General features: G+C 74.0%; 13 protein-coding genes. 6 read left to right on the top strand and 7 right to left on the bottom strand.

Annotated features, from left to right (window positions below; translation table 11 throughout):
- Positions 1 to 86 precede the first annotated feature (86 nt).
- A complete protein-coding gene (locus ACFVGY_RS30435; protein ID WP_385683267.1) occupies positions 87 to 1034 on the bottom strand; it encodes an MASE1 domain-containing protein in 948 nt (315 codons plus the stop codon).
- Positions 1035 to 1082: 48 nt separating this feature from the next.
- On the bottom strand, positions 1083 to 1928 hold the full coding sequence (locus ACFVGY_RS30430; RefSeq protein ID WP_385683264.1) for a PP2C family protein-serine/threonine phosphatase: 846 nt from the start codon (positions 1926 to 1928) through the stop codon (positions 1083 to 1085).
- Between the two features lie 220 nt (positions 1929 to 2148).
- Between ACFVGY_RS30430 and ACFVGY_RS30425 the strand changes: the two genes are divergently transcribed.
- Entirely contained in the window at positions 2149 to 3066 is a 918-nt protein-coding gene (locus ACFVGY_RS30425; RefSeq protein WP_385683261.1) for a MurR/RpiR family transcriptional regulator, read from the top strand.
- A 314-nt stretch (positions 3067 to 3380) separates the two neighbouring features.
- A complete protein-coding gene (locus tag ACFVGY_RS30420) occupies positions 3381 to 3752 on the top strand; it encodes a hypothetical protein (RefSeq protein WP_385683258.1) in 372 nt (123 codons plus the stop codon).
- On the opposite strand, the gene ACFVGY_RS30415 is transcribed toward ACFVGY_RS30420, so the two are convergent.
- From ACFVGY_RS30415 to ACFVGY_RS30400, 4 genes are all read right to left on the bottom strand, one after another.
- Complete coding sequence (locus ACFVGY_RS30415; RefSeq protein ID WP_385683255.1) at positions 3739 to 4815, bottom strand: trypsin-like serine peptidase; 1077 nt, start codon at positions 4813 to 4815, stop codon at positions 3739 to 3741. The genes ACFVGY_RS30420 and ACFVGY_RS30415 overlap by 14 nt on opposite strands.
- 1 nt (position 4816) lies before the next feature.
- Entirely contained in the window at positions 4817 to 5971 is a 1155-nt protein-coding gene (locus tag ACFVGY_RS30410) for a trypsin-like peptidase domain-containing protein (protein WP_385683252.1), read from the bottom strand.
- 6 nt (positions 5972 to 5977) lie between these two features.
- Positions 5978 to 10066: an AAA family ATPase gene (locus ACFVGY_RS30405; protein ID WP_385683249.1), complete on the bottom strand. Its 4089-nt coding sequence runs from the start codon at positions 10064 to 10066 to the stop codon at positions 5978 to 5980.
- A 77-nt stretch (positions 10067 to 10143) separates the two neighbouring features.
- Positions 10144 to 11136 (bottom strand): hypothetical protein, encoded by a 993-nt coding sequence (locus tag ACFVGY_RS30400; protein ID WP_385683246.1) that lies wholly within the window; start codon positions 11134 to 11136, stop codon positions 10144 to 10146.
- A 301-nt stretch (positions 11137 to 11437) separates the two neighbouring features.
- Here ACFVGY_RS30400 and ACFVGY_RS30395 point away from each other — a divergent pair, with 301 nt between their 5' ends.
- The 4 genes from ACFVGY_RS30395 (at position 11438) to ACFVGY_RS30380 (ending at position 14442) form a co-directional block, all read left to right on the top strand.
- On the top strand, positions 11438 to 12241 hold the full coding sequence (locus tag ACFVGY_RS30395; RefSeq protein ID WP_385683243.1) for a caspase domain-containing protein: 804 nt from the start codon (positions 11438 to 11440) through the stop codon (positions 12239 to 12241).
- 58 nt (positions 12242 to 12299) lie between these two features.
- Positions 12300 to 12842 carry a winged helix-turn-helix transcriptional regulator gene (locus ACFVGY_RS30390; RefSeq protein ID WP_385683240.1) on the top strand — a complete coding sequence of 181 codons (543 nt, stop codon included), beginning with the start codon at positions 12300 to 12302 and terminating at the stop codon, positions 12840 to 12842.
- Positions 12839 to 13783, top strand: a complete 945-nt coding sequence (locus tag ACFVGY_RS30385) for a ketopantoate reductase family protein (RefSeq protein WP_385683237.1) — start codon at positions 12839 to 12841, stop codon at positions 13781 to 13783. The genes ACFVGY_RS30390 and ACFVGY_RS30385 overlap by 4 nt, the downstream gene beginning before the upstream one ends.
- A 245-nt stretch (positions 13784 to 14028) precedes the next feature.
- The gene (locus ACFVGY_RS30380; RefSeq protein ID WP_385683234.1) at positions 14029 to 14442 is read left to right on the top strand and encodes a rodlin; all 414 of its coding nucleotides are present in this window, start codon (positions 14029 to 14031) and stop codon (positions 14440 to 14442) included.
- 113 nt (positions 14443 to 14555) lie between these two features.
- On the opposite strand, the gene ACFVGY_RS30375 is transcribed toward ACFVGY_RS30380, so the two are convergent.
- On the bottom strand, positions 14556 to 17327 hold the full coding sequence (locus tag ACFVGY_RS30375) for an AAA family ATPase (protein WP_385683231.1): 2772 nt from the start codon (positions 17325 to 17327) through the stop codon (positions 14556 to 14558).
- Between the last annotated feature and the right edge of the window lie 270 nt (positions 17328 to 17597).

Raw genomic sequence — 17597 nt, 5'->3', positions numbered from 1 at the left:
GGACGCAAAGCTAGGTCCCGGCACTGACAACGCCGACGGTCCGTCAAACCGTCGGCCCGGGCCCGGCACCCGGCCCGTGCCCCTGCCTACTCCTCCGGTCGCCGGGGTGTGAGCCGTTCGACCACCACCGCGAGTTCCTCGCAGACCTGCTCGATCTTCAGTCGGACGTTGTTCTGTTCGGTGACCAGGGCGGACAGCAGGAGCACGGTCAGGGCCGCGGATCCGTTGAGGGCCTGGAGGTTGACCATGATCTCGATGAGGGTGTGGTCGGCGAAGGGGCCGGTCTGGTCGGTCGCCGCGTGGATGGCGATCACGGACGCCACCAGGGCGCAGGGCGCTGCCCCGGCGTGTTGGAAGCGTACGGACGCCCAGATCAGGACGGGGAAGACGAGGAAGAGGAGGGAGAGGTCGCTGTGCACGGCGACGGCGGTGGCGGCCGCGCACGCGGCGAGCAGCAGTACGGCCTCGCCCGCCCGGTAGGGGTCGGGCATCGTCAGCCGTGGCAGGACGAGCAGCAGCGGGGTCACGAGGAGGACGCCCATCGCGTCGCCGGCCCACCACGCCGACCACACCGACCAGAATTCGCCGGCCGGCAGGTCGCCGGCGAAGACGACCGTCGAGGTGCCGGCGGTCGCACTGATCAGCATGGGCAGCAGGCCGCCGAGGAACACCAGGGCCAGCCCGTCCCGCAGCCGGTCCATCTCCAGGCGGAAGCCGGCCTGGCGGAGCATCAGGTAGGCGCAGACGGGAGCGAGGGTGTTGCCCAGGAGGATGGCGGTGTCGACGGGATCGAAGGTGCTGAGGTGCTCGATGGTCAGGTACGCGCCGAGCATGATCCCCGGCACTGCCCGCAGCCCCGTCCAGAGCAGCGCGGCCACGGCGATGCCGGTGGGCGGCCACAGGGGGGTGACCGTCGCGCCCTCGACGGTCACGCTGAGCAGGAGGCCGATCCGCCCCGTGGCCCAGTAGGCGACCGCGACGGCGAGGATCCGGAGAATATCGGCGATCAGACGTCGCCGTTCCACGGTGGGCATCACAGCATCAGACAACAGCCCCCACCGTGCTGCGGGGCGTGACACGCCCTAGCGGGGTGCGGGTCCGCCCGCGTTGTGGCTGATGACGAGGACCGCGGCGTCGTCCGCGTGCCCGGTGGAGTCGGCCACCTTCATCACCTCGGCGGCGATGTCGCCGGGGTCCGCACCCGCGCCCGCCCGGACGACGCGGAGCACGCGCTCGAGGCCCTCGTCGATGGAGAAGGAGGGTCCTTCGACGACCCCGTCCGTGACCAGGACGATGGATCCCGCCCGGTCCAGCTTGCGTCGGGTCACGGCGTATCCGGCGCCGGGGAGCATGCCGAGCGGCAGGCCGCCCTCGTCCTCGGCCATCCCGTACCGGCCGTCGACGGTGGCCCACAGGGCGGGTACGTGGCCGGCCCGGGCGCTGTACAGCTCCCACGTCTCGGGGTCGAAGCGGAGCAGGGTGCAGGTGGCGAAGAGCTCGCGCCCCATGGACAGCAGTACGTCGTTGGTGCGGGCGAGCACCTCGCCGGGGTCGTCCACGACGGCGGCGACGGCGCGCAGGCCGATGCGCACCTGCCCCATGAAGGCGGCCGCCTCCACGTCGTGGCCCTGGACGTCGCCGATGGAGAAGGCGAGGGCGCCGGTGGGCAGCCCGAACCCGTCGTACCAGTCGCCGCCGATGTCGAGGCCGTGGCGGGCGGGCGAGTAGCGGGCGGCGGTGCGCAGTCCGGGCAGGGCGGGCAGGGCTGCGGGGAGCATCTCGCGCTGGAGCGCCTCGGCGAGCTCCACGCGGGGCTGCTGGTGCTCGGCGCCGGCCCGTGCGCGTGCGGTGAGCCGGCCGAGGGTGCTCAGCAGGTCGTCGGCGCTCTGTACCCGGGGGGTGCGGCGCGGCGCACGGCGCGGGTTCATGGACTGCTCCCGGGTGCATCCATACGTCGCTCGTCCCTGCTCTCGGCTCTCGCGGCGTGCTGCGCCGAAGCCCCGTGCCGCGTTCATCATATTTCCAGAGGTCGGCGGGCGGCGACAGCGGCCGCGTCTCACCGCTCGGACCGGGCGTCCGCGGCCGGTCGGCCGACCACAGGGCGTGAGCTATGTTGGAGAAAGAGTGACATGAGAGGGAGGCCCACCGGTGTCATCGGGGCAGCAGGCACGCGCACAGGCAGCTGCGATCACGCCGAGCGGGCAGGCGCCCGACCGTGAACGGGCTCCGGGCGACCGGGTCCGCGCGCTGTTCGACGGCCATCGCCTCTCGCCTGGCCAGCGGCGCATCGCCCAGTACCTCATCGACCACCTGACCGAGGCCGCGTTCCTGTCGATCACCGAACTGGCGGAGCGGGTGGGGGTCAGCCAGCCGTCGGTGACGCGCTTCGCCACCGCCCTCGGGTTCAGCGGCTACCCGGCCCTGCGGGAGGTCCTGCAACCGATGGCGCTGAGCGCGGTCGCGGGCTCGCCGGAGAGCCGTGAGGAGTACCGCCGCAACGAGCTGCAGGCGGCCGTGGACGCCGAGATCGAGAACCTGGAGAACGTGCGGCGGCTCCTCGCCGACACCGACCAGGTGCTGGACATCGGCCGCGAGCTGGCCCGCTCGGTGCCGCTGACGGTGCTGGGCCTGCGGATCTCGGTGTCGCTGGCGGAGTACTTCGCGTACGCGGCGCGCCGTATCCACCCCGACGTCCGGCTGGTCACACGGGGCGGCAGCGTGGCGTACGACGCCCTGCTGCAGTCCCGGGAGGCGGGCGGGACCTGGGCGCTGGCGTTCGCCATGCCGCGGCACGCGAAGGAGACCCTGGCGGCGTTGCGGGCCGCCCGGACGGCCGGGCTGAAGATCGCGCTGATCACGGACACCACGCTGGGGCCACTGGTCGACGAGGCGGACGTGGCGCTGACCGCCGGTACCGGGGCGCGGCTGGTGTTCGACTCGTACGCTGCGCCGGGGGTGCTGTCCGCAGCGCTGCTGCAGGCGATGGCGGATGCGGATCCGGAGCGGACGCAGGCGCGGCTCGAAGGGTACGAGCAGGTCGCCGACCAGCACGGCTTCTTCCTTTAGGCCAGTTTTCGCCCGATTCGTCCGTTCATTTTCATGCCGTCGAGGCGTATGTAATTTTTCATTCTCTTGTCTACTCGACGGTATATATGTTTACTGAGCAGCGCGCCGGATCCGTCAGATGCGCCAAGGAGAGCGACCCCTACGCTCTCCCGGAACGGATACCCGGGCGGGACGACTCCTCCTCACGCCCCGCCTGGGTGCCGGTCCCGGCAACGGATCCACCAGAGCGCTTGTGGCGGCCCCCGGTCAACCCCTGGGCCGGGGCCGCCGCCCACTTACGTCTCGATCAGTTCCACACCCTTCGGAAGCGACGTATGCGCCAGACGCTCTCCCCCGCTCTCAGCCCGGACTGGCCCTGCCAGGTCAAGGCCCCCGGGACGCACGACTGGGAACGCACGGCCATGCGCTGGCTGCGGGACCTGCTCCCGGCCCGCTACGGCGCCTACTCGACGCTGACCCGCAGCCCCGTCCTGCTGTGCCGGCACGCGCAGCTCCAGCTGCAGCACGAGATGCGCGCCGTCCGCGTCGCCCTGGAGACCAGCCGCGCCGAACTGCCCTCGATGGGCGTGCCCGAGATCCACATCGAGAGCTCCATCCGCATGTACGCCGTCGAACTCCAGCAGCTGGGCCGGCTGTCCCGGGCCGTCCGCCTGGTCGGCGACGCCCTGCGCGTCACACCCAGTTGACCTGCGCGCGGCTCAGCAGCGGGTCGTCCACCATCTCCCACAGCGGGACCGCCCAGTTGCCGAAGCCGTAGCGGCCGCCGTAGTGCAGGCCCAGGACGCGGTGATCGGCCAGGTCGAAGACCGGGGAGCCGCTGTTCCCGCCCAGCGTGGAGCAGTCGTGGTTCACGGTGAGCCGTTCGCGGACCAGCTTGGTCGTGGTGCCGGGCTGCAGCCGCTTGACGTTGTAGACGTCCATGAAGATCCGGCGCATGGCCTCCGGCTCGTTGCGCCGGCTGTCCTCCGCCGGGTAGCCGACGACGTACACCGGCCGGCCGGGGATGTCGCCGGGCGGATCTGCGGCCACGGCCAGCGGAGTGGCGGGCGCCCGGTCGCCCTCGTCGGTCTCCACGCGCAGCAGGGCCAGGTCGACATCGGGGTGGATGCCGATGACCTCGGTGACCTCGAACTCCAGCGAGGCGTCCCCGGGTACGGCGGCCAGCTCCTCGGCCAGGTCCAGGCGGGCCGTCATCCCCGGCCGGAAGGCCCACGTGGCGCCGTCCTCGCGGGCGAACTCGTCGGCCACGTGGCGGTTGGTCATCACCACGTCGGGTCCCACGAGGAAGGCGGTGCCCACCCAGTCCAGGCGCGGGTGCCCCACGACGTCCACGCGACCCACCCGGGCGATCGAGTTACGGATGCCGTCCCGGTGCCCGTCGAGCACCGCCCAGTCGCCCGGCTGCGAGGGGAAGTCCTGCCCCTGGACGAGGATGGCGGGCCGGCCCTCGAGGAGGACGATCGCCTCCAGGCCGAAGTGCTCGTCCTCGTCCACCTCGTCGGCCCGGCCGGCGGCGAGCTTCTCCAGCCCCCGGGCACCGGCCTCCAGCACCCTCGCCCGCTCCCGCAGGGCGAAGCCGCCGATCTCGGCGGCCGGCGCCCGCTCCGCGGGCACGTCCGCGGCGGACTCCCGGATCTCCGCCGCCGCCTCCCGCTCCGCTTCCACGCCCTTCCGGACCCGTTCGGCCACCGCCCGCAGGTCGCTGAAGACCTCCTCGGGCCGGGTCGCCACCGGAGACCGTCCGCTCATGTCACACCTCCGACCCGCTCTGCCCGCCGAGCGCGGCCTGCGCCGCCGCGATCTCGGCGTGGACCGCCGGGCTGTGCTCCGCCAAGTGGCGCATGACGCTGCTCATCTGGGTTCCGACGTTGACGAACGCCGTGCTCTTGCCCTGGTAGACGACGTTCTCGACCCGGCGGGCCCCGCGGTGCAGCGCCACGACCTTCCAGTCGTCGGTGAGGACCGGGGAGCCGGAGGAGCCGCCGCGGGTGTCGGTGAAGTAGCGCACGTCCTTGTCGTCCGTCTCGAAGACCAGGTTGTTGCGCAGGCCGACCCGCTTGGGCTGGCCCCCGGGGTGCTGGATGATGTTGACCGCGACGGGCTCCCCCGGTACGACCTCCAGCGGCCCACCGGCCAGCCGCAGGGCGGGCCGCTCCGTGTGGCCGGCGAGCCGCAGGACCGCGTAGTCCAGGTCCGCGTCCGAGGCCAGCAGGCCTTCCGCGGCCACCTCCTCGGTCTCCGTCTCGTCGGCGCCGTAGTCGAAGCGGGAGCGGGAGTTCCTGGCCTGGAGCTCCAGGTCCGCCGGGTCCACGACGCCCAGGCCGGCGGCCGTGCGGGTCCGGGCGGTCACCACGTGGTGGTTGGTGACCAGCAGGCCCGGGGCGATCAGCCAGCCCGTCCCCGAGTGCGGGTAGCCGTTCGGCTGGAGCGGGGCGCCGCCCTGGAACGGGGGCACCTTGATCCGGGCCACCGAGAGGGCCGCGAGGGCACCGGCCGGGAGGAACTCGTAGGGCACGGTGTCGTCGAGGAAGACGACCTCCTCCTTGGTCTCCCCGCCCTGCGGGGGCGCCGGTACGTCGGGCTCGCCGGCCGAGTCGCGCACCACCTCGTCCAGGGCGCGCTGGAACGTGGCGCGGGGGCCCGCCTGGGTGGTCTGGGTGACGGCGTTGCGCAGCCAGATCTCCAGCGGGACCGTGCCGTCGACCAGCCGCTCCACCTGGTTCATCTGGTCCAGGTCCGACTGCACCTGCATGCCGGGGGCCGCCAGGATCGGCAGCGTCGCCCGGTACAGGGGCAGGATGCCCCTGAAGAGCAGGGGCCGGGCCTGGGGGTCGGCCATCCCGGCTTCCAGGGCGGCCTCGTACAGCTTGAAGACCTCGTCCGAGGTGAGGTAGGCGTCGCTCATACCGGCTCAGGCCGCTCGCGGGCCGTTCCTTTCCGCTGTGGTCGCAGGGGTGTCGTGCGGATCCGGGTCCACCGTCACGGGGGCTGCCGGACCGGGGTCGCCGCCGTCCCCGGGGTCTTCGCCGGGGGTGCCGGAGCCCATCGCGGCCGCCACGCCGGAGACGAGTTCACCACTGGGGTCCCGCAGCACGAGCAGGCGCCGGGCGAGCTCGTCGAGGTAGCCGCGCTCACGGGCCTCCCTCAGGTCCCCGGCCGTGCTCACGTGCTCGGCCCCCACGGGGTCGGTCGCGTCCCGGAGGATCTCCCTCAAGGCCGGACCCAGATCGGGGTGCCGGGCGACGGCCTTGTTGATCGCTTCCGCGAGGGCGTCCAGGACGTTGTCGTCGGCCTCTGGCAAGCCCACGACCTGGAGGGTGTGGTTCAAGGCCGCCGGGTCCTGCGCGGACACCCTGGCGGCGACGGTCCGGGCCAGGACCGGCTGTTCGGCCAGGGCTTCGTCGGGGAGCTCCCGCAACTGCAGGGCGAGCCTGTCGTCGATCTCCGCGGTGCGTTCGGGGGAAGGGGCGACCCTGGCCCGGTGGAGCATGGCGTCCATCGCCTCGAGGTCCATGCCGAGGGCGGTCGCGATGGCCTCCGCCTCGGCGAAGTCGTGTTCCGCCTCCTGCGGGTCGCCGTCCTCCTCGGCGAGCCGCCCCGACAGCAGCAGCAGTTCGAGCTGGGCGTCTGCGGCGCGGGCCTGCTCGGCGAGGTCCGCCGCGTCCTCGGCCACGGCCCGGGCCTCCTTGAGCTGCCCGCTGCGCTCCAGGGTGGCGACGAGCAGCGGGTACAGGGGGCTGCCGGGGGTCCAGGGACGGCGCTCCGCGAGCCTGGCCGCGGCCTGCTCGGTCAGGCCCTGCGTGAGCAGGTCGTCCACCTCCTGGGCGGTGATCCGCTCCCAGTCCTCCTGGTCGGCGTCGCGCAGCACTCCGCCGGGGATGTGACCACCGAGGTGCCCGCTCAGGAACGCGGCCGCACGCGGCGCCATGTCCTGGACCGCGCTGCCGAGGTGGCGTTCGACGCCGGGCTCCCAGCGCTCGTCCACGTCGCGCGGGTTCTCGCCCAGGCGCAGCCGGTGGTAGATCTCCTCGGCGCGCGCCGCCGGCCCCTCCCGGGCCGCGTAGTACGCGACGGCGCGTTCCCCGACCCTGCGCATCAGGCCCGTCCGCGCGGTGTCCGTCTGCCGCAGCATGATGGAGCGCAGGTCGGAGCGGTGCCGCAGGGTGCCGGGTCCGGCCGGTTCCATCAGGTCGAGCCGGGCCAGCCCGCCGAACAGGCGGCGTGCCTCCTGACCGGAGTCCACCGTCAGCCCGCAGGGCTCGGCGAGGACCTCCCGGATCAGCTCGGGGGTGATCGTACGCAGGGCCAGGCCCGCCTGGGCGAGGGCGCGTACGTCCGGCTTGGGAATGCGGTTCAGGATGCGACCGTAGAGGGCACCTTGGACGATCGTGCGGTCGATGTTCCGGTAGAAGCCCCGGCGGGAGGCGGGCAGGCTGTCCATCAGCTCGTCCAGCGAGCCGGCCCACTGCTCCGACACGGCCGCGTGCGCCGCCAGTTTCAGGCTGAGCGGGTGTCCTCCGACCCGCTCGGCCAGCGCGCGGGCCACCGTCTGGTTCGTGATGCCGCAGGACGTCAGCAGTTCCACCGCCGCGTCCGGTTCGAGCTCGCCGAGGTCGATGATGCGCGGTTCGGCGGCCTGCGCCGGGTGGTTGACCGGGGCCCGGCCCGCGACGATCCAGCGCAGCCGCGGGTACGCCTCCTGTAGGGCCACCCACACGGCCCACAGCCGGCCGAGGACCGGGTTCGCCCGGTACTGCGCCGCCTCGAAGGAGTCGACGGCGATCACCAGGGGTGGGCCGGGGGTGCCGGCAGGGGCGCCCACGGCCTGCCGGACGAGCTCCGCGATCTTGCGGATCAGGGTGGTCTCGCGTTCCCGGGCGAGCGTGTTGAACCGCTCCGCCGATGCGCGCCCGGCTCCCGAGCGGGTGGTGGGGAGTTTGTTCAGCTCGTCGACGGTCTTCTGCTCCTGCCGCTGGGTGCGCGCCGTCTCCTCGCACTCGCCGGCCAGTGCATCGAACGCGGCTCGCTGGTCGGGGTACTGGATGCCGAGCTGCCGGGCCGCCTCCGCGATCAGGGTGGCCGGCTCGTGGACCGAGAGGGTGGGCCGTTCGAAGTCGATGTAGGCGAAGGGGAAGCCGCCCGGGACGTCGTCGCGGATGTCGAGGAGGAACGTGGCGAGCAGGGTGCTCTTGCCGATGCCGGCCAGCCCGTGGATCAGCAGCGGGGGCTGCTCGACCGGACCGCCCGTGTCGTCGAGCGCGTACGCCCGCAGCGCCTCCAGCTCGCCGTCCCTGCCGCAGAAGGGGTTCCGCACGAGGTGCCGGAGCGGCTGGAGCAGGCGGGCCCGTTCCAGCCGCCGCCGCACCTGCTCGGGGTCCGGGAGGCCGGTCGTGCCCGGGACTTCGGACAGCCACAGGACGGCCTGGAGGGTGTCGGCGAGGGCCTCGGCGTCCTCGGCCGGGTCTGCGTACCGGGCGTACCGGGCGTCCCCGGCGTCCGGCGACTGACGTTCCGGCGGATTTCCGGTAAGCCAGGCATGGGCGACCAGTTCCGGGCCGGGCCCCTCGGGGACCAGGTCCAGGTTGGCCTCCAGGGCGCGGCGGGCCGCCTCGGGGCCGGCAAGGCCCCGCAGTGCAGCCTGGCGGACCTCTTCCTTCAGGGCCCAGCGGGGGGCGGGGGGCGGGGTCAGCACCATGCAGTCCTGGACGAGCGCCAGCCCCGCTCCGCCGCTGGACTCGGTCTCGCCCGGCAGCCGCAGCTTCGCCGGGTCGAAGCCGGTGAGCAGGCAGGCCGCCTCGCGGTACGCACGCCTGGTGTCCGGGACCGGCTCGGCCTGCGGGCCCGCCCCGGTGAGCAGTTGCTGGTGCAGCCGGGCGGCGAAGTCCTCGCCGGGGCGCAGGAAACGGTGGGTGCGGACGGCCGTTTCGGCCGCCTCGCACAGTCTGCGCATGTAGCTGCCCTGGCCGGGCGCCCGTGCGGCGCCCATGACCGCCGTGGCGCACAACTCGACCAGGGCGGTGAGTTCGTCCTCGTCGGCCGATACCGGCGGGTTGGTGAAGAACTGCCGGAAGAACGCCTCGACGTCGTCGGGGCCGGCGGTGCGCGCCGTGTCCAGGCACATGTTCTTGCTGACGTCGGGCGACAGCTGGGGCATGGTCGGCCCGTATCCGAGCAGCACCAGGCGGGGCACGGCCTCGTCCGACCCGGGGCCGAAGTCGAAGATGGCCTGGGCCAGCTGGCCGATGCAGTCCCAGACGTCGGAGTGGGCATCGAGCCGATCGCAGTCGTCGATGACGAACCACAGCCGCTCCGGCACCATCGTGGCGCGGGCGACGACCTCGTGGACGGCCTCGGCTATCCAGGACTGTGGATCGTTCAACTGTGCCGCGTTCAACGGCGGTACCGGATCGCGCCGGTCCCTGACGAACCCGGCGAGCCGCCGGATCAGCTGTGCGGCGGTCGAGGTCTGCGTCAGGGTGATGCGCACCGGGCGGAAGCCGCGGTGCTGGCCGAGGTACCGGATGAGGTTGTACGTGTACGAGCGGCCGCTGTCGGGCTCGCCGTCGACGGCCAGCACGGTCTTGTCGGGGTCGGCGAGGAATTCCTGCAACCGCTTGCGCAGGTCCTCGCGGTCGACGAACGCCTCGGCGCCGCTCCTGAGCAGGACGGCGAAGAAGGGGTCCTGGTCCGAGGCGTGGACCCGCCGGTCCTCCTCCAGCCTGGACAGGAACTCCCTGGCCTGGCCGATGGCCGGGAGGGGGATCATTTCGGGGCGCGTGACCAGGACGTCGAGCAGGAACACCTGCGAGTCGATGGTCGCCCGCGACGCGCGGACGAGGTTCTCCGCGTTCACCTGGGCCACCGCGATCAGCTCCAGGGAGCCGACGAACTTCTCGGAGAACCCGCACCCGGTCAGCCGGTTGTGGGGGTCCGGGGTGTCGAGGAGGTGGTCCCGCACCCATTCGGTGACCAGGATCCATTCCGTGTCCCTGAGCGGCATACCGCACCTACCAGGCTGCCCGCACGGGGCAGCAGACGGATCGACTGGTGATACCTGTCATGGTTTCACCCCGTTTGCTAGGCGGCAAGGCCACCGAACAGCGCACGGACGGGCTCCCGGACCGGCCCGGTCGTGAGGTACTCGCGGGCCCCGTGGTGGTTGCCGCTGGTGTTGAGGACCAGGTGGTCCGTGACGAGGTGCACGGGGGCGTACTCGGGGCGCAGGGTGTGGTCCAGCGCGACCAGGTCCCGCAGGTCCGAGGCGTTGCGCCAGACGGCGACCCCGGCGGGGACCGCGGGCCGCCCCGCCAGCACGTCCTGGATCTCGGTGATCGCGAGGGGCGAGCCGATGGTCACGAACAGGTCGACGGAACGCGGTTCCTCCGCCAGCACCTCGTACGCGGCGATGCTGCCCAGGCTGTGGCCGACGACGACCAGCGGGCCGCCGGCGCCGGTGCCCTCCCGCGCCTGGTCGAGGGCCTGCCGGACCACGTCTCGGATGGCCGCTCCGGCGCCGCCGAAGAAGTAGGCGTGGACGTCCTTGAAGGTGTGCTCGACCAGCAGCCGGAACAGCCGGGTACGGGCGAACGCGGGCAGCGGCAGCGCCTCCGGCCCGCCGGGGAGGCCGGCGGGCGGGCCGCCGTCCTGGGCGAGCGCCTCGGCGAGGTAGCCCATGTCCCGCAGCCAGCCGGCGAGGGGCTCGTCCGCGCCGGCCCGGGCCGCGCCCCCGCCGGGGGCGCCCTCGTCGGTGCTCCCGGCGCTCCCGGTGCCCTCGGCGCGCCCGGCCGTCCCGGTGCGCGCCTCGGCGAGGGTCCGCGCCACGAACTCCTCGGTCGGCTCCACGGTCGGCGGGGTCGACTCGCGGGTCTCCTCGGCCGGCACCGGTCCCCCGTCGAGGGGGTCGGCCCGCCCGTCGGGCAGCGGCACCGGGTGGAGCAGCGGCGCCCAGTAGGCCATGCGCGAGGCACTGCCCATGTCGACGCCGAAGAGCGCGCTGTCCCACTGGGACTTGAGCAGTTCCTCGCGCGGCTTGTTCCCGTTGCCGTGGACGTAGACGATCCGGGGTTCCATTGCGCCTCCCGCGCGGGAGCACGGATGCCGGTCACCGCCAGTATTGGCCGGTCAACGGGAGGCCGCCAGTTGGCCGCAGGCGTTGCTCCGCTTGAAGATTGACCGGTCAACTCACACGGCGGCGGGCCCGGATGCCATCGCACGCGGTCCGGGCCCGGACGGGTCACGCATTCGGACGCCCGGCCGTCACCGGCCCGCGCGGGGCCCGATCGGGGGTCGCTGCGCGCCGCGGGGTTCGGGCGCCCTCCTGCCGCGGAACCCATCCCGGAGGTATCCCCATCCCCGCCCCGAGGAGGACCTCATGCCCACCGGCCTGTCCATCCACGTCGGACTCAACAAGGTCGACCCCGCCAAGTACAACGGCTGGGACGGACAACTCATGGCCTGCGAGAACGACGCCCGCGACATGGCGGAGCTGGCCCGCGCCGCCGGCTTCCAGGAGACGGTGCTGCTCACCGAGCAGGGCACCGTCGACAACATCACCGGCGCACTGCGCAAGGCCGCCAAGAAGCTCAAGGACGGCGACATCCTGCTGTTCACCTACTCCGGCCACGGCAGCCAGATGCCCGACACCGCGGGCGACGAAACGGACGAGCTCGACGAAACCCTGGTGTTCTACGACCGCGAGTTCCTCGACGACGAGCTGAAACGCGAGTTCCACCGCTTCTCGCCCGGGGTCCGCATCTTCTCCCTGCTCGACTGCTGCCACAGCGGTACCGCCACGGAGGCTGCGGACGCGGGCGAGGGGAACGGCGAGGCGGTGCCCCGGGTCATGCCCGTGCTGCGCCAACAGCAGGTGTTCGAGCAGAACAAGGAGTTCTACCAGAGGCTCCAGCGCGAGCTGAGGCAGGAGAGCAACGGTGCGGGTCCCGGCACGGTGCTCATCTCCGCCTGCCAGGACCATCAGGTCGCGTTGGACGGCAGCGCCAACGGCGCGTTCACCGGGGCCCTGCTGCGCGTATGGGCCCAGGGCTCGTTCTCCGGCGGCTACCAGGACTTCCACCGCAGCATCAAGGACCGGCTGCCGCGTTCGCAGGTGCCGAACTTCTACACGACGGGCAGTCCCTCGACGGACTTCCTCGCCCAGAAGCCCTTCACCGTCTGAGCCGGGGAAGCAGCCACGTTTGAGTTCGGTCACCGAACTCAACGGGTACGGTGGGTGCATGACCCTGCCACGCGACTACCCGGGCCAGGCCTGCGCCCTCTCCCGCGCCATGGAGGTGGTCGGCGAGCGCTGGACCCTGCTGATCGTGCGGGACGCCTTCCTGGGGGTCCGGCGCTTCGCCGACTTCGCCGGCCACCTCGGCATCCCGCGCGCGGTGCTCACCGACCGGCTCGCCGTGCTGACCGGGGCAGGCGTCCTCGACCGGGTGCCCTCCGACGGCCGGCGGGCGGTGTACGTCCTGACCCCGAAGGGCGTCCGCCTCTGGCCCGCCGTCCGGGCCCTGTCCCGGTGGGGCGAGGAGCACCACCCCGCGCCGGGCGGGCCGCGCAGGATCTACCTGCACGCCGACGAGGGGGCCCCGGTCGCCGACGACGGGGGCTGCACCGGCTGCGGCGCCGTCGTCGAGGCGGCCGACCTCCTCGTCGCCCCCGGGCCCGGACTGGCGCCGCCGGCCGCGGACGACGACCCGGTGACCGCGGCCCTCCACCGACCGCACCGGCTGCTGACGCCGCTGCCCCTCACGAAAGGCTCCCCCGCATGAGAATCCTGACCGTCGGTGCCGGCGCGGTGGGCGGCTGGTTCGGCGCCCGCCTCGACCGGGCCGGACACGACGTCACGTTCCTGGTGCGGCCCCGGCGGGCCGCGGTCCTGCGCGCCCGCGGGCTGCGGGTGACCGGGCTCGGCGAGGAGATAACCCTGACGCCGCGGCTGGTGACCGCCGACGAGCCGGCGCAGACGTACGACCTCGTCCTGCTGTCGGTGAAGTCCACGGCCCTCGACCGGGCGGCCAAGGACCTCGCCCCGGCGGTCGGCCCGCGGACCGCGATCCTGCCCCTGCTCAACGGCATGGCCCATCTCGACCGGCTCGCGGCCCTCTTCGGCCGCAGGGCGGTCCTCGGCGGTGTCGCCAAGGTGGTCACCACGCTCAACGAGCACGGCGACATCGTGCGCATGGCGCCGCCGTCCGCGATCCTCACCGGCGAGCTCGACGGCGCACCCTCGGCCCGGGTGGACGCCGTACGCGACCTGCTGGCCGGGGCGGGCATCGACAGCCCCGCCACCCCGGACATCACCGCGGCCATGTGGCACAAGTGGGTCTTCATCACCACCCTCGGCGCCTCCACCTGCCTGATGCGCGGCTCCGTCGGCGAGTTCACCGCCGTTCCCGGCGGCGCCGAACTGGCGCGGGCCCTGCTCGCCGAGGCGGCCGCCGTCTCAGCGGCCGCCGGGTACCCCGTGCCGGACGCCGAACTCGACTTCACCACGCAGACGGTGACCACCGCCGGATCGCGGCTCACCCCGTCGATGTACCGGGACGTGCTCGCCGGCCGCCCCACCGAGGTCGAGCACGTCCTCGGCGACCTGGTCGCCCGTGCGCGGGCCCTGGCGGTCCCCACCCCGCTGCTGGACCTCGCCACCCTCCACCTGCGGGTGCACCAGCACCGCACCACGGCGCAACCGGTGCAGGAGGACGCCGGGTGACCTTCCGCGCGGCCCGTCGTTGAACAGGACGGTCAAGCGAAGTGCACCTGCGAAGTCCCGGGCCCCCACGGGGGTCCGGGACTTCGTGCTGCCCCGCGCGCCCGGGGGCGGCCTCGCGGGCCGCGCGGGGCCGCACGCTCGGCCACTCGGGTGACAGGGGATAACCCCGGGCCCGGTCGGCAGTTGATCAGCTCGTCCCGCCGGGGGCACCCACCACGTGACAGTGCGACAGAAGGATCCTCCCCATGCTCAAGAAGCTCATGGCCACCACCGCGGTCACCGCCTCCGTGCTGGCCGCCGGCGCCGCGGTAGCCTCCCCGGCGATGGCGATCGGCAACGACAACGGCATCAACACCGTCAACGGCAACGACTCGGAGCAGATCTACGGCAACCAGAAGACCGAGGGCGCGCTGAGCCCGCAGCTCGGCCTGGTCCAGGGCACCCTGAACAAGCCCTGCATCGGCCTGCCGGTCAAGGTCAACGCCCAGTCGCTGTTCGCCCTCATCGCCAACATCGGCGTCCAGGACATCAACGTCGCGTCCAACCCGATGAACCAGCAGTGCACCGAGAACTCCACCCAGGCCAAGGGCGACGAGACCCTCTCGCACGTCCTCAGCAACATCCCGGTCCTCTCCGGCAACCTCTCCGCCGGCAGCTGACCGTCCGGCGCGGTGTCGCGGGCCGCGGCACCGCGCCGCGTCGCACCACGGGCAGGGCCCGTACGCCACTGCGCGTACGGGCCCTGCCCGCTACCCGGCGCCGCACGGCGGACTCAGCGGCCCCGCAGGGCGGTCGCCAGCTGGGCCCGGGAGCGGACCTCCAGCTTCTGGTAGATCCGCGTCAGCCGTGCCTCGACGGTCTTGACGCTGACGAACAGCTTGGCCGCCGCCTCCTGGTTGCTGGCCCCCTCGGCCACCAGCAGCGCCAGCCGGGCCTCCGCCTCGGTCAGCGCGGCCAGCGCCACCGCCGGGCCCGCCTCCGCGGGCACCGGCTCCCGCCCCTCGCCGGCCAGCTCCGCCCACGGCTTCGCACCGGCCCGCGCGAACACCTCGGCCGCCGTGCGCAGCGCGGTGCGGGCGGGGGCCCGGCGCCGGCGCCGCCGCTCCACCCGGGCCAGGGCGAGCAGCGTACGGCCGCGCTCCACGGGCAGCCCGAGGACGTCGAAGCGCGCGGCGGTGTCCCGCAGCAGGTCCACGGCCGCACCGGCGTCACCGTGTGCGGACAGGACCAGCCCGCGGGCCCGGTCGAGGGCGGCGACCACCGGGGCACGGCCGAGGGCGGTGGCGACCGCCCGGACCTCGTCGATGAGCTCGGCGGCCGCGTCGGGCGCGTCGGTGGCGACGAGGGCCTCGGCCAGTTCCCCGTGCCAGCGCAGGACGGAGGGGTCGACGACCTGCTGGGCGGCCTCCAGTTCGGCGACCCGGCGCAGGGTGGCGACGGCCTTCGCGGCCTCCCCCGTCGCCAGCTCGACCAGGCCGAGCGCGTACAGGCTGCGCGAGAGGAACACCTGGTCGCGCTCCTCCTCCGAGGCCTGGATGCCGCGGCGGGCGTATCCGGCGGCCCGGGCGAAGCTGCCGCCCAGTGCCTCGGCCATCGCGGCGACGTACCAGGCGGGGCCGGGCGAGAGGCCCGCCTCGATGGTGAGTTCCAGGGCGCGGCGGGCGTGCGCGGAGGCGACCCGGCAGCGGCCGCTGCGCTGTTCGGTCTCGGTGAGGCTGCGCAGCACCTCGAAGACGTCCTCGGCGGAGCCGGTGCGCTGGACGGCGGGCAGCAGGACGAGGAGCTGGCGGCGGGCGTCGTCGAGCCGGTCGTCGAAGAGGGCGTGCCGGACGGCCAGGTACTGGGGTGCGTTGCGCATGCCGAGCGGCACCTCGGGCGCGGGCAGGGCGAGGGCCTCGGCGAGGATGTCCTCCGCGTCGGGGTCGCCGAGGATGCGTCCCATGCGGGCGCGGACGGTGAGGGCCATGGCCTCTGCGGTGGTGTCGCCGCCCCGGGCGGCGAGCCGGCCGGCCTCGGCGGCGGCGTCCCGGGAGCGTACGGGGTCGCCGTCGCTGAGGTTGTGCTTCCAAGCGATCCGCAGTTGGACGGCGGCCTGCAGGGCGGGGTCGCCCTCGGCCTCGTCCATGGCGTGGGCGAAGGTCTCGTCGAGGGTGCCCAGCGCCTGGCCGGCGGCGTCGATGACGGCCAGGCGGGCGCGGACCCGGTCGGAGGGGGAGGCGTCCCGGGCGAGCACGGCCCGGGTGGCACGGCGGGCGAGGTCGGCGCGCCCGGCCCACCCTGCGTCCTCGGCTGCGGTGACCAGGCGGGCCAGGTCGTCCCCGGGCCGGTCGGAGGGCGTCCGCTCGGCGGCGAGCAGGCCCAGCTCGGCGGCGAGGGCGCGCTGGCCGCGGCGCCGGCAGGCGGCCGCGGCCCGGGTGATCTCGGCGGCGAGCCACTCGTCGGGGGCGTCCACGGCCAGCGCCCGGTGGCGTACGGCCTGGACGGGGTCGTCGACGGCTGCGGCGAGCGCGGCGTGCCCGGAGGCGCGCTCGGGCCAGCCGGCGTCGGCGGCGAGGGCCATGGGCAGTGCGCCGGCGGTGAAGGCGACGGCGCCGTCCTCCCCCACGGTGACGAGTGCGGCCCGTTCGGCCTCGGCGAGCTCGGCCTCGGCATCGGGCCGGCCGGCGCGACGCAGCAGGGCGGTGGTGGGGCGGGCGGCGAGGGCGGCGAGCAGCAGGGTGCGGCGGGCCTCGGCGGGTGCCTCGGCGAGGAGCCGGCGGGCGACCTCGCGGGCCTGGCCGGACAGGGGCAGGGTGTCGGCGTGGTGGGCGCTGCCGTCGCGGTTCCCCGCGGCCTCGGCGAGGGAGCGGCCCAGGGCGAGGGCGAGGCGGGGGTTGCCGCCGCTGGCCTGGTGGACGCGGCCGGCGATGCGGGCGGGCAGGCCGCGGCGGACGAGGAGCTCGGCGACCTCGTCGGCGCCGAGCGGGGGGACGCGTATCGCGGGGGTGCCGGGGCCGCACAGCGGCTCGGCGACCGGGGTGCCGCCCTGGACGCACTCGGCGACCAGGACCCGGACCTCGGGCGGGGTCAGGCGCAGGGCGAAGCGGAGCAGGTCGGTGCTCTCCGCGTCGAGCCACTGGGCGTTGTCGAGGACGAGGAGGACGGGGCTGCGCTCGGCGAGGGCGCGCAGCACCTCGACGACGGCGAGACGCAGGGCGACGTGGTCACGGCCGGCGCCCGGGGTGTCGGTCTCGCGCCGCAGGAGGGCGATGGCGGTGCGCTGGGGCCCGGAGAGCCGTTCCAGGGCGGAGCACGGGACGGAGGCGAGGAGCGCGGCGGCGGAGGCTTCGGGGATCCACCGGTCGGCGGCTTCGGGGGCGAGGGTGAGCACGGTTTCGAGGCGGACCTCGGCGGCGGCCGCGACGGCGCCGGCGAGCTCGGTCTTGCCCGCTCCGGCGGGGCCGGTGATCAGGGCGCGCCCGTGCGTGCTCAGGGCGTGGTCGACCGCCCTGACCAGTTCACCGTGTCCGACCGTCGTGTCGGACCGCCCCGTCGGCGCCACCACGCACCGCCACCCGCCCTTCGCTCCCCTGTGGCTTTCCTGTGAGAGGCGAGAATACGAGGTCGGGTGCCGTGTGGACACGGATTGTGACGCAGAATTCAGTCGACCGAAACAAAAGCCCTGCGGAGCCGCCGGACCCGGGGGTGGGGGGGGCCGCCCGGGGGGGTGCTCAAGGCGGGGGTGCGGGTGTCCAGCACGGCCGCGGACGCGCCGGAGGCGCGCGCCGTGCCGCGCCGGTCGCCGTGGACGGAGCCGGCGTCGGTGCCCCAGGCG

This window comes from Streptomyces sp. NPDC127106 (assembly GCF_042677605.1).
Classification (GTDB): Bacteria; Actinomycetota; Actinomycetes; order Streptomycetales; family Streptomycetaceae; genus Streptomyces.
This window is presented reverse-complemented; position numbering and strand designations above follow the sequence as displayed.

Excerpts from the sequence above, each read along its gene's own strand:
- ACFVGY_RS30435 (WP_385683267.1), bottom strand. The coding sequence starts at position 1,034 with ATGCCCACCGTGGAACGGCGACGTCTGATCGCCGATATTCTCCGGATC.
- ACFVGY_RS30430 (WP_385683264.1), bottom strand. The coding sequence starts at position 1,928 with ATGAACCCGCGCCGTGCGCCGCGCCGCACCCCCCGGGTACAGAGCGCC.
- ACFVGY_RS30420 (WP_385683258.1), top strand. The coding sequence starts at position 3,381 with ATGCGCCAGACGCTCTCCCCCGCTCTCAGCCCGGACTGGCCCTGCCAG.
- ACFVGY_RS30415 (WP_385683255.1), bottom strand. The coding sequence starts at position 4,815 with ATGAGCGGACGGTCTCCGGTGGCGACCCGGCCCGAGGAGGTCTTCAGC.
- ACFVGY_RS30410 (WP_385683252.1), bottom strand. The coding sequence starts at position 5,971 with ATGAGCGACGCCTACCTCACCTCGGACGAGGTCTTCAAGCTGTACGAG.
- ACFVGY_RS30405 (WP_385683249.1), bottom strand. The coding sequence starts at position 10,066 with ATGCCGCTCAGGGACACGGAATGGATCCTGGTCACCGAATGGGTGCGG.
- ACFVGY_RS30400 (WP_385683246.1), bottom strand. The coding sequence starts at position 11,136 with ATGGAACCCCGGATCGTCTACGTCCACGGCAACGGGAACAAGCCGCGC.
- ACFVGY_RS30395 (WP_385683243.1), top strand. The coding sequence starts at position 11,438 with ATGCCCACCGGCCTGTCCATCCACGTCGGACTCAACAAGGTCGACCCC.
- ACFVGY_RS30390 (WP_385683240.1), top strand. The coding sequence starts at position 12,300 with ATGACCCTGCCACGCGACTACCCGGGCCAGGCCTGCGCCCTCTCCCGC.
- ACFVGY_RS30385 (WP_385683237.1), top strand. The coding sequence starts at position 12,839 with ATGAGAATCCTGACCGTCGGTGCCGGCGCGGTGGGCGGCTGGTTCGGC.
- ACFVGY_RS30380 (WP_385683234.1), top strand. The coding sequence starts at position 14,029 with ATGCTCAAGAAGCTCATGGCCACCACCGCGGTCACCGCCTCCGTGCTG.